Below are 13,215 nucleotides of genomic sequence, written 5' to 3'. Positions count from 1 at the left end.
CCTCATATGAGGGTTTTAGGGCGAAGCTGTGCGGGGGCTGTGGAAGTTTTGGCCCCTTGGAAGGGCGGCCGCCGCATTTCTGCACCGCTTCCCGGCCGCGCCCACGTGCAGGGACGCCGACGGCCCCCGGATCACGTGGATCCGGGGGCCGTCGAAAAACTCAAAGGGGTGCAGAAACGCGCGCTCCGCTTCCCACCGACTGGCGGCTTAGTACCAGTTGTTGGCGAGGTGGAAGTTCAGGGCGCTGCAGGGGGAGCCGTAGCGTTCCTTGACGTAGTCCAGGCCCCAGTTGATCTGCGTGCGGTAGTTGGTGCGGTAGTCCGGTCCGGCGCTCGCCATTTTCTCGGCAGGCAGGGACTGCACCACGCCGTAGGCGCCGCTGCTCGCGTTGGTGGCGGTGGTGCGCCATTCGGACTCCTTGGTCCAGAGCCTCTGCAGGCACTGCATCTGGTCCGCGGCCCAGCCGAAGGAGGACAGCTTGCTGGCTGCATAAGCCTGAGCGCCGGCGGGGTCATCCACCGCGGCAGGAGCAGCGGGCTTAGCCACCGGAGCGGCAGCCCGGACCGGGGCCACCTTGGCAGCCGGCACGGCAGCAGCCTTCGCCGGAGCAGCGGCGGGCTTGGCTGCCGTTGCCTTCGGGGCGGCCTTGGCAGCGGGAGCCTTCGCGGCGGCGGCCGGCTTGGCGGCGGACTGCGGGGCCAAAGCGGCTGATGTCGGCGCCGGCAGGGCGGAGATCAGCGTCTTGTCGAAGTTGAGCGTTGACGCCGCGTCGGCCGTGGCGGAGGCCGCTGCGGGGCTGGCTACCGGGGCAGCCTGCTCGGCGGCCTGGCTGGCCGCACCGACACCGATGAGCACGGCACACGCCGTGGTCACCACGGCCGCGCGGCGGCCGAATGACGGGATGTCAGCAGTGAGCCGGCCCCAGGCCGACATGGGCCGGACAGGTTCGGCGCGGTGGCGTGAAAGCTTCTGCCGGGACTGCGTGGAAGCGCGATCAGGGCGCGTTTGTACCTTGAATTCAGACATGGTGGATTGCCTCTCAACACCTGCGGAGTTAGCTGTCGGGTTCGGATGAGGTCATCCGGCCGCACGGCGATTCACGTGTCGGCTTCACCCCAAGGGCTTGATGCGGATTGCCCGGGACTCTGGTTCCCCCGCCTCTGCCTGGTCAAGCGGAATCCGGGAAGCGGCAGAGCTGGGCGTCCATCCGGATACGCGGCCCTGGTGGTGGCCGCACTCTATCGACCGTACAGGAGGCTCACGCTTAAGTCACATTTAGGTAACAGAGATCACGACGACGGCGCGTCGCCTTGTGCAGGCAGTCGGACCGCGAATTCGGTGCGGCCGGGCCGTGAGGAGACCTCCACCGTGCCGCCGTGGGCTTCCACGATCGACTGCACAATGGAAAGCCCCAGCCCGCTGGTTCCTTCGGCGGAAGCCTGCCCGGACGGGGCCGCCGTCTGGGCGCCCGGCGCCGCCGGCACGGGGGTCGCCCGGGCCGCGTCTGCGCGGGCAAAACGCGCGAAGACCCGGTCCACGAACTCCGCGGGGATGCCCGCGCCGTCGTCCGTCACGGTGATCACTGCACTGCCGTCGGCGGACCTCATGACTCCGGTGACCACCGTGGTGCCCGGCCCGGTGTGCTTGCGCGCGTTGGAGAGCAGGTTGACCAGCACCTGGTGAAGCTGTGAGGCGTCGCCGCGCACCACTACCGGCTCTTCGGGAAGTTCGAGGTGCCAGTTGCGGTCGGGCGCCATGACCTTTTCATCGCTAACTGTCTCGATCACCAGCTGCGTGAGGTCCACGTCGCTGAGCTTTAGCGGTTGCCCCTCGTCAAGCCGCGCGAGCAGCAGGAGGTCCTCCACCAGCGTGGTCATCCGCACGGACTGGCTCTGGACGCGGGCGAGGGAGCGCTGGCCGTCGGGCGTGAACTTCTCGGTCATGCGCATCAGCTCGGTGTAGCCGCGGATGGCCGTGAGCGGCGTGCGGAGCTCGTGCGACGCGTCGGCCACGAACTGGCGGACCTTCATTTCGCTCTCCTGCCGCGCCTCGAGGGCATTGGACACGTTGTCCAGCATGAGGTTGAGGGCATGGCCTACGCTGCCCACTTCCGTTCCGCGGTGGGCGTTCGACGGCGGGACGCGGACGGCGAGTGCCACCTCACCGGCGTCGAGGGGCAGGCGGGAAACCTGCGTGGCCACCTCCGAGAGCTGTTCGAGCGGCTTCATGGTGCGGCGGATGAGCACGGTTCCGGCGAGGCCGATGAGGACGAGGCCACCCAGCGACACCAAGGTGATGGTCACAACAAGGGACGTCAGGGTGTTCTGCTTTTCGGTGAGGGGAAGCCCGGTCACCATGACGTCGCCATAGGGCGACTGGGCGGCAACCAGCCGGTAGGCCCCCGTGGACAGGGTGCGGTCAACGGGGACGCCGTCGCGGCGCAGGCCCAAAAGAACCTGGTCGTCTGCCGCCGACAGTGTCTTGCGGGTGAGATCGGCGGCCAGGAAACCAGCACTGCTGACCTCGCCGTCCTGGATCCTGGCTGCTATGGTGCCGACGCGTTGGCCCCTGCCTTCGAGGGGATCGGGCTTATTGCCCGATCCGCCGAGCGGGGGACGGCCAAAGTCCCGGGCCCTGTCAGCTGCGCCGGTGAGTTGATCGTCGAGCTGGCGGGTGAGGAACGAGTCCATGCTGGCGTAGCTGAACAGGCCCACCGCGGCGCAGATGGCCACGAGCAGCGCCATGGCAACGAGGACCAGCCGGGTGCGGAGATGCCAGGTGCCGGGCTTCAGCACGCTGCGGCGCGGCGTTCGGGTGGCTCCGGAAAGGCTTGTCACGGCCTAGTCTGCCGGTTTGATGACGTAGCCCGCTCCGCGGACCGTGTGGATCATCGGCGGGTGCACGGCATCCACCTTTTTGCGCAGGTACGAGATGTAGAGCTCGACGATGTTGGCCTGGCCCCCGAAGTCGTAGTTCCAGACACGGTCCAGGATCTGGGCCTTGCTCACCACCCGCTTGGGGTTTTCCATGAGGTAGCGCAGCAGCTCGAACTGGGTGGCCGTGAGCTGGAGTTCGTCACCGGCGCGGGTGACTTCACGGGTGTCCAGGTTCAGGACCAGGTCTCCCACCACGAGTTCCGCAGAGTCCATCGCCGCCACGCCGGAGCGCTGCACGAGGCGGTGAAGGCGCAGCAGGACTTCCTCCATGCTGAAGGGCTTGGTGACGTAGTCGTCGCCGCCGGCAGCGAGGCCCACGATGCGGTCCTGTACTGCGTCCTTGGCGGTCAGGAACAGCGCCGGCACTTCCGGTGCGAAGGCACGGATCCTGCCGAGCAGCTCAACGCCGTCGAAGCCGGGAAGCATCACATCCAACACGAGGACGTCCGGGCGGAACTCCTTGGCGAGCTTGACCGCCTCAGGGCCGTCGGCCGCAACGGCAACGGACCAGCCCGCCATGCGCAGTCCCATGCTCATGAGCTCGGACAGGCTGGGTTCGTCGTCGACCACCAGGGCACGGATGGGGGAGCCGTCCGGATGGGTGAGCTGGGGAAGGTTGTTGGTCATGGAGTGCGAAGTGGCCATGGGACAACTCTCCGTTCTGCGGTTTAGCCGGCGCTTTGGGGTTCCTGTGCGCCGGCTGTGAATCCCAGCGTAGCGAGCTGGACAGGGGAGCGGGGCTTTTCGAGATCACAGGCATGGCTCTTGCCCTGCACAGGCCAGTCACAGGAAGGCTTCCCAATCTGGAAGGGACATAATCAGCACCCCAAAGGAGATAGCTATGAGCGGACACCAGCAACCACCTGTTCCCGAGGCCCGCCCCGTACCCCAGTCTCATCCCGCCACCGAACCGGTGTCCCTGGCCCAGCCGGCGGCGGCCACTGAACCCGTGCCTGCCACAACCCCCGTTCCGGAGCCGTCGCCGGGCTGGGGCGCCGGATGGGGAGCGCCGCCGTCGGCGTCCTCAGGCACCGCCGCTTCGGCCGAGCCGACTGGCAACGGCGCAGGCTGGGGCACCGGATGGGGAGCGCCGCCGTCGGCCGGTACTGCCGGTGCGGCGTCTTCCGCCGGCAAGCCGTGGACGCTGAAGCGGGGGCTGCTTGTGGCCGGTGCGGCCGCCGTTCTGGCGGCCGGTGCCGGAGTGGGCGTCTACAGCCTGGGCAATAATGCTGCCGCTGCCAACGGCGCCGCGGGCGCCGGCGGCCTCGGCCAGGGCGTACTGCCGCAAGGAGGGGTGCCCCAAGGCGGTACCGCTCCGGATGGCACCGTCCCGGGCGGGACGGCTCCCGACGGAAGCGGGACGCTTGGCGGGCGGGGCGGCGGTGTTGACGGCGGAGCGGTGCCGGGCCAGGGCGCCCCCGGCGATTTCACTGCCGGCGGGCTCGGCGGCATGGCCAGCGGCGTCTCGTCTGCCGTTCACTCGGAGTACGTGGTCCAGGAGAGCGGCCAGTACGTCACCAAGGTGGCGCAGCTGGGTACGGTCTCCAGCGTCGCCTCGGACTCAGTGACCGTCAAGAGCGCGGATGGCTTCACCAGCACCTACACGCTCGACGACGCCACAGTCGTGGGCAATCAGCAACAACGTCGCCAGCAGACCGGAACCGGCGGGCTGACCGTCGCCGATATCGTCTCCGGGGCTGCCGTCAAGATCGTGGCGGCCAAGGAAGGATCGACGCTGACGGCGGAAAGTGTCCTGGTGACCGCCGCCACGCAGGCCGGGCAGACCAGCTGAGACCAGCGCAGCAGTTCGGCTGCCGGTTTGCCGGGTCCGGGGAACGGAGGATTCCGGCAAACCCGCGGGCGCTTGACCGTGGCGACCGGGAGTGCTCCGGCAAAAATTTCCAGTCCGGATCGCGTCGTAGCTGGACAACCGCCGATTGGCGGTTGCCGAATTCCGGCCGCTCGGATCTGACTGAATATTCACCGGAAAAAGAGGAGTTTCACGCATAAAATTCGACAAAAGTCGCTTTCTGAACGTTCGTTCTGGAAAAAGACCGCCGAAAATTGAGGCGTTCAGAATTGTGATTTGACCCACAAAGGGGGCTTTCGTCTCACGATGCGGACGTGAGCGTCCATTGTTACTTGCAAGTTTTCATTGTTACGTTGCACACTTCAAATGTGAACAAGAACTCAACAGCACCTGCAACCGCAGAATATTGGCCCAGCACACCCGCTGCTGCCGACATGCGCTGTTGTCGAATGCACGCCTGACTTTCTACCCCACGAAGTTTTTAGGCATTCGCCCCCCAGCCCAGCGTCGGGCGCCCTCCCCAGAACTCATTGCGGGGAACCAAGCATTCGAGCCGCGATGACGGCCATTCACATTGAGGTAAGCATTCATGTCAGTTGCATCTGGATACGTCCACATCTCCGTCCGTAACGCCAACAAGGCCGGACAGGCCTCCGGCCTCCGCCAGGGGTTCGGCGCCCGCCCGGCGTTTCCCCCGGCCGGCCAGGGAAACAACTTTCCGGCCCCGGGCTACGCGCCCCAGGGATACAACCCCAATTCTTACGGCCAGTTGCGCGCTGTTCCGGCTGAGGAAGCCGCCCCGTTGACCGCCCCGACGCCCCTGCTGGCTCCCGCTCCCGGGACGTCCGTCCGCCCGGTGCCGAACGACAACGTGGCCCGCGGATTTGTCCTTTACATGGGGATTGACGAGGAAACCGCGGCTGCTGCCGGCACCTCCATAGCCAAGCTTGCCCAGGAGATCCGGGCCTACGCCCAGTCGCTCGTTTCCGGCGCTGAGAGCTACGCCGCCGTCGCAGTGGCGCCGGCCAGCGCCCAGGGTTCCGCGCTCGACGTCGTCCGCTCCACGTTCGGTGACCCCACCGTCAACACCCGGCAGCGCACTGAAACCGCGCGTCTCCAGCCGGCCCAGGATCCCCGTCCTTCCGGTGTCCTGATCGACCTCGCCCGCCGCGAAGTCCACCTCGACGGCGAATCCCTGAACCTGACGTTCAAGGAATTCGAGCTCCTCAACTACCTCGTGGAGAACGGAACCCGCACCGTGGGCCGCGACGAACTGCTCGAGGGCCTGTGGCGCAACGCCGAGGAAGTGCCGAACGAGCGCACCATCGACGTCCACATCCGCCGCCTCCGCTCCAAGCTGGGCCGCCTCGCCAACACCGTGCGTACCGTCCGCGGCCAGGGTTACCGGTTCTACGAGCACCCCGAAGTTGTTGTCTGGGCCGCTCCGGAATACTCGATCTAGCCTTAACTTCGTGCAAAAGCGTCCGTCCCCCTCAGCGGGAGCGGGCGCTTTCGCTTTCGCGCCACGATCCCTCGGCGCCTGCGCTCGCTTCCCCCCGCCGTCCCCCTCACCTCGCAAGCTCGGTCAGGGAACCCCGACGGCGGTGTTCGCGCAACAACGGCGCTTTCGGGATGTACCGCTGCGTTGCAGCGCCCTCTCCCACCCGAACTGCCGCTTTTGCGCGTCCGGCGCCAACGAGCATGTGCCTCCGCGGCTGGTCTTTTTGAACTCTATTGCCTTCTCTTCCTCCGGCGTAGGCTCGGATCGTTGATCCGACTATGAGGAGGAACCATGTCCGTCGCACGCATCACCACCTTGAGCGCCAACTCCAAAACCTCTTTTGACGACGCCATCAAGGAAGGCATTTCACGCGCCAGCAAGACACTGCGCGGTGTGTCCGGCGCCTGGGTCAAGGAGCAGAAAGTCGAAATCTCCGACGGCAACGTGGTGGCCTGGCACGTCGTGCTGGAAGTGACCTTCGTCCTCGAAGACTGAGTCGGCGCGCCCGGCTGCCGGTTGGTTGGGTAGTAGGGTGAGTCCATGAGCGGGCACCACAAGAAACGGCTGGTCATCATGCGCCACGCCAAGGCCGACTGGCCGGGCGGAGTGGCGGACCACGACCGGCCGTTGGAGGAGCGCGGGCACCGCGAGGCTCCGCTGGCCGGCAAGTGGCTGCTCAAGCACCACATCGTCCCCGACTTCATCCTGTGCTCAAGTGCGCTGCGTACCCGCCAGACCTGCACCTGGGTATGCAGCGAGCTGGGCGACAAAGCACCGACGCCGAAACTTGAGGACGGACTCTACGGCGCTTCGGGGCTGAGCATGCTTTCGGTGATCAACCACGTTCCGGACACCGTCACCACGCTGATGGTGATCTCCCACATGCCGGGCGTGCAGGACCTGGCCATGCACCTGGCGTCCCGGGATTCGAATCACGATGCCTACATGGACGCGGCAACGCGTTTTCCTACCAGCGGACTGACCGTCCTCGAGACGGAAAAATCCTGGGCGGAGCTGGACGGACAGGATGCGCGCATCACCCACTTCAAGGTCCCCCGCGCCCACTAAGCTCGGGCGGGGCGGTGGTGGGGCGGTGGCAGGGCGGTGGCAGGGCGGCACGGCAGGCAGCACGGCAGACTGGGCGCCTCACGTTCGGACCTGTCGCGGCGGCAGAAGTGAATGTCGGGCACCCGAGTAGTCTGTACCTGAGCGTCGTCTAGTGGGGAAGGGCCCGCCATGCTGATTTCTGGATTGACCCGGTGGCGGGACTACGTCCGGCGGTGCGCCGCCGTCGTCGTAGTCCTATCGCTTTTCCTTGCCGGTGCGCCACCGGCCCAGGCAGCGCCCTCAGGCGAACAGCTGTCCACGCGAGTGGTGACCGACCCGAACAATTCCTGGGTCCTGGTCAACAAGTCACGCCCCCTGAGCCCTGCCCAGTTCGTGCCGCCGGACCTGGTCCGCTGGAATGGGACGGGCCATCTGTTGCGCAGCCAGACCGCGGGCGCCATCAACCAGCTCTTCGCCGGGGCACGTGCCGCAGGGCACTCCCTGGAGGTCGTCAGCGCGTACCGGTCCTATGCCACGCAAAGCAGCCTCTACAGCTCCTACGTGCAGATGTACGGCCAGGCGTACGCTGACCAGATCTCGGCGCGGCCCGGCTACAGCGAACACCAGACGGGCCTGGCCGCCGACGTCGGCAATGTGGGCGGCGGCTGCGGGCTCACTGCCTGCTTCGGAACCACTCCCGGCGGGCGTTGGGTTGCTGCGAACGCCCACCGCTACGGATTCATAGTCAGATACCCATCGGGCTACACCAACATCACGGGCTACGCCTATGAGCCCTGGCACCTGCGCTACGTCGGCGTGCAGCTGGCCACGGCCATGAAGAGTCGGGGCATTCCCACCCTGGAGCAGTACTTCTCCGCGCGTCCGACCATCAAGAGCGGCGCTGACGTGCTTGCCGCCGACAGCAGCGGCGTCCTGTGGCAGTATCCGGCCAACGGACGCGGCGGCTTCGGGACCCGGGTGAAGATCGGACCGGGCTGGGCGGGCCTGAAATCCGGCTTCGTGGCCGACTGGAATTCCGACGGCGTCAACGACATCGTTGCCCAGTGGAACAACGGGACTCTCACCGTGTACCGGGGCAAGCTCACGGGCGGCTTCCTCAGTGCCATCAGGGTGGGCACCGCCGGCTGGCAGTCCATGAACATCACGGTGGGCAAGTGGCACAACGGCCACCGGTTCCCGGGCGTGGTGGGAACCGCTGCCGACGGCGCCATGTATTACTACCCGAACGCTGCCGGCGGAGCCCTCGGCACCCGGCTTCGGATCGGCCAGGGGTTCCAAGGACTCAAGCTGGTCATGGCCGACTTCGACAACGACCGCCGTCAGGACCTGCTGGTCACCAAATCAGGCGGCGACCTGGTGCTCTTCAGGTCCGACGGCGCGGGCAAGTTCGTGCCCGAAACCCGCCGGAAGGTGGGGAGCGGCTGGAATGCCGTTGCCCAGTCGCACGCCTCCTTTGGATTCCAGGGCCCGGGAACACGCGGCCTCACGGCCAAGGCCGCCGACGGCCGCCTGCTGTACTTCAGCCTCGGCAGCGGTCTGTTTACCGGCACCCGAACCGTGGGTCCGGGCTGGCAGACATTCAGCGTCTTCCGGTAACCCGGGGTTCGCGTGTGGCCAGTGGCCGGGCTGCCGGCTGGCGTGCGGCCGGCTGGCGAGCCGCCGGTTGCCGCGGGGCTGCCTGTCTGGGCCCCGGCTGGCGCGGGGGGACGGGGCGCCTGGTGGCCGGTCTGCCTCCGGAAGTTCCGGCGGGCGAGGACCGCCGCCTCTGAGCCGACGCGGACCGTCTCCGCTGCCGCCGGCCGGCCGGCCAGACGGCAGCGGCGAACAGCACCAGCAGCGTGACCGATCCGGAGGCGGCGGCAAGGTAAAAGTAGATGTCCGAATCCTTGGCGGTCACGGCTGGACCGAGCGCCGACGGATCCTGGTTGAAGGCAAGCCCCCACATACGCAGGAATGCGATGGAACACCCGATAGACAGGCTCGTTCCCGCGCCACCTGCCAGCAGGGCCAAGTAGCGGCGGCGGGCAAATGCTTCCGCCACCGATGCCATGTACCCCACCGCCACTAGTCCGAGGAACGTGACAAGTACGGCTTCTTCAAGGGTGATGGACGTTAGTACCAGCATGCCGAGGGCAGCGAAAAACGCTCCGATAGCGATCTTCCCGCTGTTACCCATGTGACTCATGGGACTAATCATCCATGAGGATCATGCTGCTGCAGGACGTAGCCGCGCATGATCGCCATGATGGCCGCAACACTTTGGTCACGGGTCCGCTCCGGGTTGTACGTCTGGCGGTCCAGGCCCACCACGAAGCACGCCCCGAAGATCGCCGTTTCCAGGCTTCCCCTGGAGATGGACGCATCCACCGGGTACTTCGCGGCCACGTCTTCAATGGCCGCGCCGATCACCGCCAGCAGACGTGCACGGAGTTCGGCGAACGTGTCCTGCCACTCGCTGGGCGTGCGCCAGTTCTCGCTCACCCAGAGCCGCGCGAAGGACGGGTACTCCGCCATGAAGTCCATGGCCTGGCCGATCATGGCGTCCATGCCGTCCAGGGGATCCGCCTTCTCACCCTTCACGCTGAGGAGCCTGGCCTCAAGGATGTCCACCCCGTGCCGCAGCAGTTGGGCGATCAGATCCGACTTGCTGCCGAAGTTGTAGTAGACCGTGCCCTTGGACACCCCGGCGGCGGCCGCGATCTCGTCCACGGTCACATTGGCTGCGCCGCGTTCGCCGATCAGCTCCATGGAGGCCTCGAAGAGCTTCTGTTTCGTGGCGTTGGTCCGTGCCGGACGCAGTTTTTTGGACCCAACGTCCGTAGTGGACCCAACGGCCGCGTCTTTCGAACCGGCGGGGTCTGCCTCGGATGTGGTCATACTGCGATCTCCGGTTTCAGGGTCTTAAGGGTCCAGAACTTGTGCTTGCGGACGGCCAGCGTTGAGAGCGCCAGTCCCAGCAAAGTGTAGCCAACCAGCCCCGCCACGGTGGCCGGGATCATGGACAGGTCGGCACCGTAGACGAGGTGCCGCATTGCGGTGACAACGTAGCCCATGGGCAGGATCTGGTGGGCCACGTGCAGCGGCTGCGGCGTGGTCTGCCACGGAAAGGTGCCGCCGGAGGAGACGAGCTGCAGGACCAGGAGAATGAGGACCACGAGCTTTCCGGGTGATCCCAGCAGCGCCACCACGCCCTGGATGATGGCGCTGAAGGCCATGGCCGCGGCGAGCATGAGAAGCCACATCAGCACCGGGTGGGCCGGATTCAGTCCCAGCCCGGCGTTAACCACGAGGGTCAGCAGGCTAGCCTGAAGTGCGGACACCGCCAGGAATGGCAGCCAGCCACCAATGGCGATCTTCCACGCCGGAGCGTTTGACGCGAGAGCGCGCTGGGTGACGGGACGCATGGCCTGGATCAGCATGAACACCCCGATCCAGAGCGCAAGGGTCAGGAAGAACGGAGCCAGCCCGGCGCCGTAGGAGCCGGCTTTCGCCTGCGAGACGTTACTGACGGCCACGGGATCGGAGATCACCTCCGAGATATCGCTTTTCTGCGTTGCATCCGGGTTCGGAATTTTGCTGGCGCCCTTCGCGAGCTCGCCTGCCAGCGTCCTGGAACCGTCTGCGGCGGTGCGCGCGCCGGTCTCAAGCTGCGCGGCACCGTCGTCGAGCTTCCGCGCCCCGTCCACGAGGCGTGCCGTACCGTCCACTGCGGACTGCTCTCCGGCGGCAAGAGTGGCTGAGCCTGCGGCGAGCTGGTCCGCCCCGGTGGAAGCCGCGGCGATGGCTTCCGTCAGGGCCGGTGCAGACGCGGCAAGCTTGGCAGCCCCGGCGCTCACAGCCGCGGAACCGTCGGAAAGCTGTTGGATCTGCGCCGAGTCCGTCTGGATCTTCCCCCGGGCCTCAGCGACGGGGCTGGAAGCGGCCGCGGCATCAAAATCGGCCAGCACCCTGGCTGACTGCTCCTGCGTCAGGACGCCGGCCGCGACCAGCCGCGCATTGGACTCCTGGACGCGGGTCCGGAGGCCGTTGTCTGCCGCTTCCAACTGTCCGACGACGTCTTGGACTTTCGTGTTCAGCGCCGCGTTGCCGGCGGCCACCTGCGCCGCGCCGTCGGCGAGTTGCTGCGAATCGGCAGGGAGCGAGGCGGTCTTGTCCCGCAGCTGGGCCAGGCCGCTGTTCAGCCGGCCGGCTCCCGCGGAGAGCTGCGTGGCGCCGTCGCGAAGTTTGACCTGGCCGTTATACAGCTCGGTGGCGCCCGCTTCAAGCTGGGTGGAGCCCTGGTGCAGGGTGGCGCTCCCGTCGCGCAGCCGCGCGACGCCGTCAGCCAGCTCACCTGCTCCGTGCGCCGCCTTGACCATCTGGGCATGGATCGTCCCGTAGCCAGTCAGGAGCTGGTTAGCGGTTTCTTCGCCGACCTCCTTCGCCACGGACGCGTGGACGGCGGTGGTCAGCTTGTCCACGATGGTGCTGAGGAGGTAGTTGTTGGCGTCGTTGGTGGTGACGTTGAGCATGGCCTGGCTTGCCGAATCGAAGCTGCCGGGCGAAGCCAGGTTGGCGGAAAAGTCGCGCGGAATCTTCAGTGCGAAGGCGTACTTTCCTTCGCTGACGCCCTGGTCCGCCTCTGCTGCGGAGTGGACGGACTGCCAGTTGAACACGTGCCCCTCGATGAGGCTGTCGGCGACCTTCTGGCCGGCCTGCAGCCGCGTCCCGTCGCTCGTGGCGGCGCCGGTGTCCTCCACCACCAGCGCAGCGTCGATCTGGTTCAGGTTCCCGTACGGATCCCAGTTCGCATAGAGGTACACGGCGCCATAGAGCAGCGGGACCATGGTCAGGGCAAGGATGGTCAGCTTGGGCAGCACCCCGCCGGTCATGCGCTTGAGTTCGGAACGGGCCAGCCGCAGCACAGTCACTTGGCGTCCTCGGTTTCGGCTTGTTTTTCGGTGGTTTCTTCTTCGTCCGGCCCGGCAGCGTTCGGCGCCGCAGCTTTCGGGACCGCAGTGCCGATCACAGCGTTGCCGATCGTCGCCGTCGGACCCGTCCAGCTGTCCGGGAGGGCAGTAACGGTCGCGATGACCGCGAGTGGCCGGCCGCCGTCGTACGCAAGCGCCTCAAGGCGGGGAAGCCAGTCAGCAGGGTCGGCACCGTGCCGGTCGGGGGAATCCAGGACCAGGAGGTCGGTCCGGGGATTGGCCAGCGCCAGGGCCGTGAGGAGTTCGGTGCGCCGCCGCGGCGGAAGCTGTTCCGCCCACATGTCCGAGATGTCCTCGAAACGGTTGATCTTGAGCCAGGGTTTGCTGAGCAGTGCTCCGCGGTAGCGGCGCGGGATGAGGGACAGATCCTCGGTGACGAGGTCCCGCACGCTCAGGTGCCGTTCGGGCTCGTTGACACCTGGGGAGTCCACCAATGCGCTGGCGAGGCGCAGCGGCTTGATCTTGGGCTGGCTGTCCCAGCTCACGGTTCCGCTGTCCGGTTTCATCCTGCCGCTGAGGGTAAGGGCCAGGGCCGTGCGCTGATCCTGACGGTCGCCGGTGACCAGCAGGAGTCCGCCGCGGATTGCCTGCAAGGACGTGGGCGGGAGCAGATCGTCCCGCCGGCCGTTCACGCGAAGCTGGTGTACGGAGAGCAAGTGGAGCCTTTCGCAGAGGTTGTCTGCATCAAGCCTAACTAAACTGACCAGTCAGTTCAAATAGAACGGAACACCTGTGACCCAAGAGACAGCGCGAACGAACACGTGAGGCCCCTAAATCCATGCTTGGGTTCTAGCGGTCGTTGCAACACCTGTTGGTTAGGTGGTTAGTAGTAAAGCACGTAAACGCTCGGCTGGGGTTTCCCAGCCGAGCGTTTTACGTGGCCGGCCGTTGAGTTTCTGAGCGACGAGTTCGAGGTCTTCGGGACCGTAG

General features: G+C 66.6%; 12 protein-coding genes, 1 pseudogene and 1 riboswitch. Of the genes and pseudogenes, 5 read left to right on the top strand and 8 right to left on the bottom strand.

Translation table 11 applies throughout. The features are described 5' to 3' along the window. Positions 1–207: 207 nt before the first annotated feature. From AC1DD3_RS08615 to AC1DD3_RS08605, 3 genes are all read right to left on the bottom strand, one after another. Entirely contained in the window at positions 208–1,026 is an 819-nt protein-coding gene (locus tag AC1DD3_RS08615) for an aggregation-promoting factor C-terminal-like domain-containing protein (protein WP_476875153.1), read from the bottom strand. A 5-nt stretch (positions 1,027–1,031) separates the two neighbouring features. Further along, a riboswitch (cyclic di-AMP (ydaO/yuaA leader) is annotated at positions 1,032–1,195 on the bottom strand. Between the two features lie 94 nt (positions 1,196–1,289). Continuing rightward, positions 1,290–2,837, bottom strand: a complete 1,548-nt coding sequence (locus AC1DD3_RS08610) for a HAMP domain-containing sensor histidine kinase (protein ID WP_476881428.1) — start codon at positions 2,835–2,837, stop codon at positions 1,290–1,292. A 3-nt stretch (positions 2,838–2,840) separates the two neighbouring features. Next, positions 2,841–3,581, bottom strand: coding sequence for a response regulator transcription factor (locus AC1DD3_RS08605; protein WP_056630944.1), 741 nt, complete (start codon positions 3,579–3,581; stop codon positions 2,841–2,843). 196 nt (positions 3,582–3,777) lie between these two features. On the opposite strand from AC1DD3_RS08605, the gene AC1DD3_RS08600 reads away from it, so the two are divergent. The 5 genes from AC1DD3_RS08600 to AC1DD3_RS08580 all read left to right on the top strand — a co-directional run bounded on the left by AC1DD3_RS08600 (position 3,778) and on the right by AC1DD3_RS08580 (position 8,911). Further along, positions 3,778–4,728 (top strand): hypothetical protein, encoded by a 951-nt coding sequence (locus AC1DD3_RS08600; protein ID WP_476881427.1) that lies wholly within the window; start codon positions 3,778–3,780, stop codon positions 4,726–4,728. A 607-nt stretch (positions 4,729–5,335) separates the two neighbouring features. Continuing rightward, positions 5,336–6,208, top strand: coding sequence for a winged helix-turn-helix domain-containing protein (locus tag AC1DD3_RS08595; RefSeq protein WP_230120198.1), 873 nt, complete (start codon positions 5,336–5,338; stop codon positions 6,206–6,208). Between the two features lie 330 nt (positions 6,209–6,538). Next, the gene (locus AC1DD3_RS08590; RefSeq protein ID WP_230120199.1) at positions 6,539–6,742 is read left to right on the top strand and encodes a dodecin family protein; all 204 of its coding nucleotides are present in this window, start codon (positions 6,539–6,541) and stop codon (positions 6,740–6,742) included. Positions 6,743–6,787: 45 nt separating this feature from the next. Further along, positions 6,788–7,315, top strand: a complete 528-nt coding sequence (locus AC1DD3_RS08585; RefSeq protein ID WP_230120200.1) for a SixA phosphatase family protein — start codon at positions 6,788–6,790, stop codon at positions 7,313–7,315. Positions 7,316–7,483: 168 nt separating this feature from the next. After that, positions 7,484–8,911, top strand: coding sequence for a D-alanyl-D-alanine carboxypeptidase family protein (locus AC1DD3_RS08580; protein ID WP_476881426.1), 1,428 nt, complete (start codon positions 7,484–7,486; stop codon positions 8,909–8,911). Here the strand turns inward: AC1DD3_RS08580 and AC1DD3_RS08575 are convergent. From AC1DD3_RS08575 to AC1DD3_RS08555, 5 genes and pseudogenes are all read right to left on the bottom strand, one after another. Continuing rightward, positions 8,895–9,500, bottom strand: coding sequence for a hypothetical protein (locus AC1DD3_RS08575; protein WP_476881425.1), 606 nt, complete (start codon positions 9,498–9,500; stop codon positions 8,895–8,897). The two genes, AC1DD3_RS08580 and AC1DD3_RS08575, sit on opposite strands and share 17 nt — an antisense overlap. An 8-nt stretch (positions 9,501–9,508) precedes the next feature. After that, entirely contained in the window at positions 9,509–10,192 is a 684-nt protein-coding gene (locus AC1DD3_RS08570) for a TetR/AcrR family transcriptional regulator (RefSeq protein WP_230121483.1), read from the bottom strand. Further along, entirely contained in the window at positions 10,189–12,225 is a 2,037-nt protein-coding gene (locus AC1DD3_RS08565; RefSeq protein WP_476881424.1) for a YhgE/Pip family protein, read from the bottom strand. Before AC1DD3_RS08565 ends, AC1DD3_RS08570 begins: the two co-directional genes overlap by 4 nt. Beyond that, entirely contained in the window at positions 12,222–12,941 is a 720-nt protein-coding gene (locus AC1DD3_RS08560; protein ID WP_230121485.1) for an ABC transporter ATP-binding protein, read from the bottom strand. The genes AC1DD3_RS08565 and AC1DD3_RS08560 overlap by 4 nt, the downstream gene beginning before the upstream one ends. A 159-nt stretch (positions 12,942–13,100) precedes the next feature. Next, positions 13,101–13,215, bottom strand: a pseudogene (locus AC1DD3_RS08555) (IS30 family transposase); the annotation flags it as partial.

The organism is Arthrobacter sp. 05T444 (genome assembly GCF_056395905.1).
The sequence above is the reverse complement of the archived record's forward strand: the minus strand, read 5'-3'. Positions and strand labels throughout refer to the sequence as shown.

Bases quoted from the DNA above. Each gene is read 5' to 3' on its own strand.
- AC1DD3_RS08590 (WP_230120199.1), top strand. From the start codon at position 6,539: ATGTCCGTCGCACGCATCACCACCTTGAGCGCCAACTCCAAAACCTCT.
- AC1DD3_RS08595 (WP_230120198.1), top strand. From the start codon at position 5,336: ATGTCAGTTGCATCTGGATACGTCCACATCTCCGTCCGTAACGCCAAC.
- AC1DD3_RS08570 (WP_230121483.1), bottom strand. From the start codon at position 10,192: ATGACCACATCCGAGGCAGACCCCGCCGGTTCGAAAGACGCGGCCGTT.
- AC1DD3_RS08585 (WP_230120200.1), top strand. From the start codon at position 6,788: ATGAGCGGGCACCACAAGAAACGGCTGGTCATCATGCGCCACGCCAAG.
- AC1DD3_RS08600 (WP_476881427.1), top strand. From the start codon at position 3,778: ATGAGCGGACACCAGCAACCACCTGTTCCCGAGGCCCGCCCCGTACCC.
- AC1DD3_RS08575 (WP_476881425.1), bottom strand. From the start codon at position 9,500: ATGAGTCACATGGGTAACAGCGGGAAGATCGCTATCGGAGCGTTTTTC.
- AC1DD3_RS08580 (WP_476881426.1), top strand. From the start codon at position 7,484: ATGCTGATTTCTGGATTGACCCGGTGGCGGGACTACGTCCGGCGGTGC.
- AC1DD3_RS08605 (WP_056630944.1), bottom strand. From the start codon at position 3,581: ATGGCCACTTCGCACTCCATGACCAACAACCTTCCCCAGCTCACCCAT.
- AC1DD3_RS08615 (WP_476875153.1), bottom strand. From the start codon at position 1,026: ATGTCTGAATTCAAGGTACAAACGCGCCCTGATCGCGCTTCCACGCAG.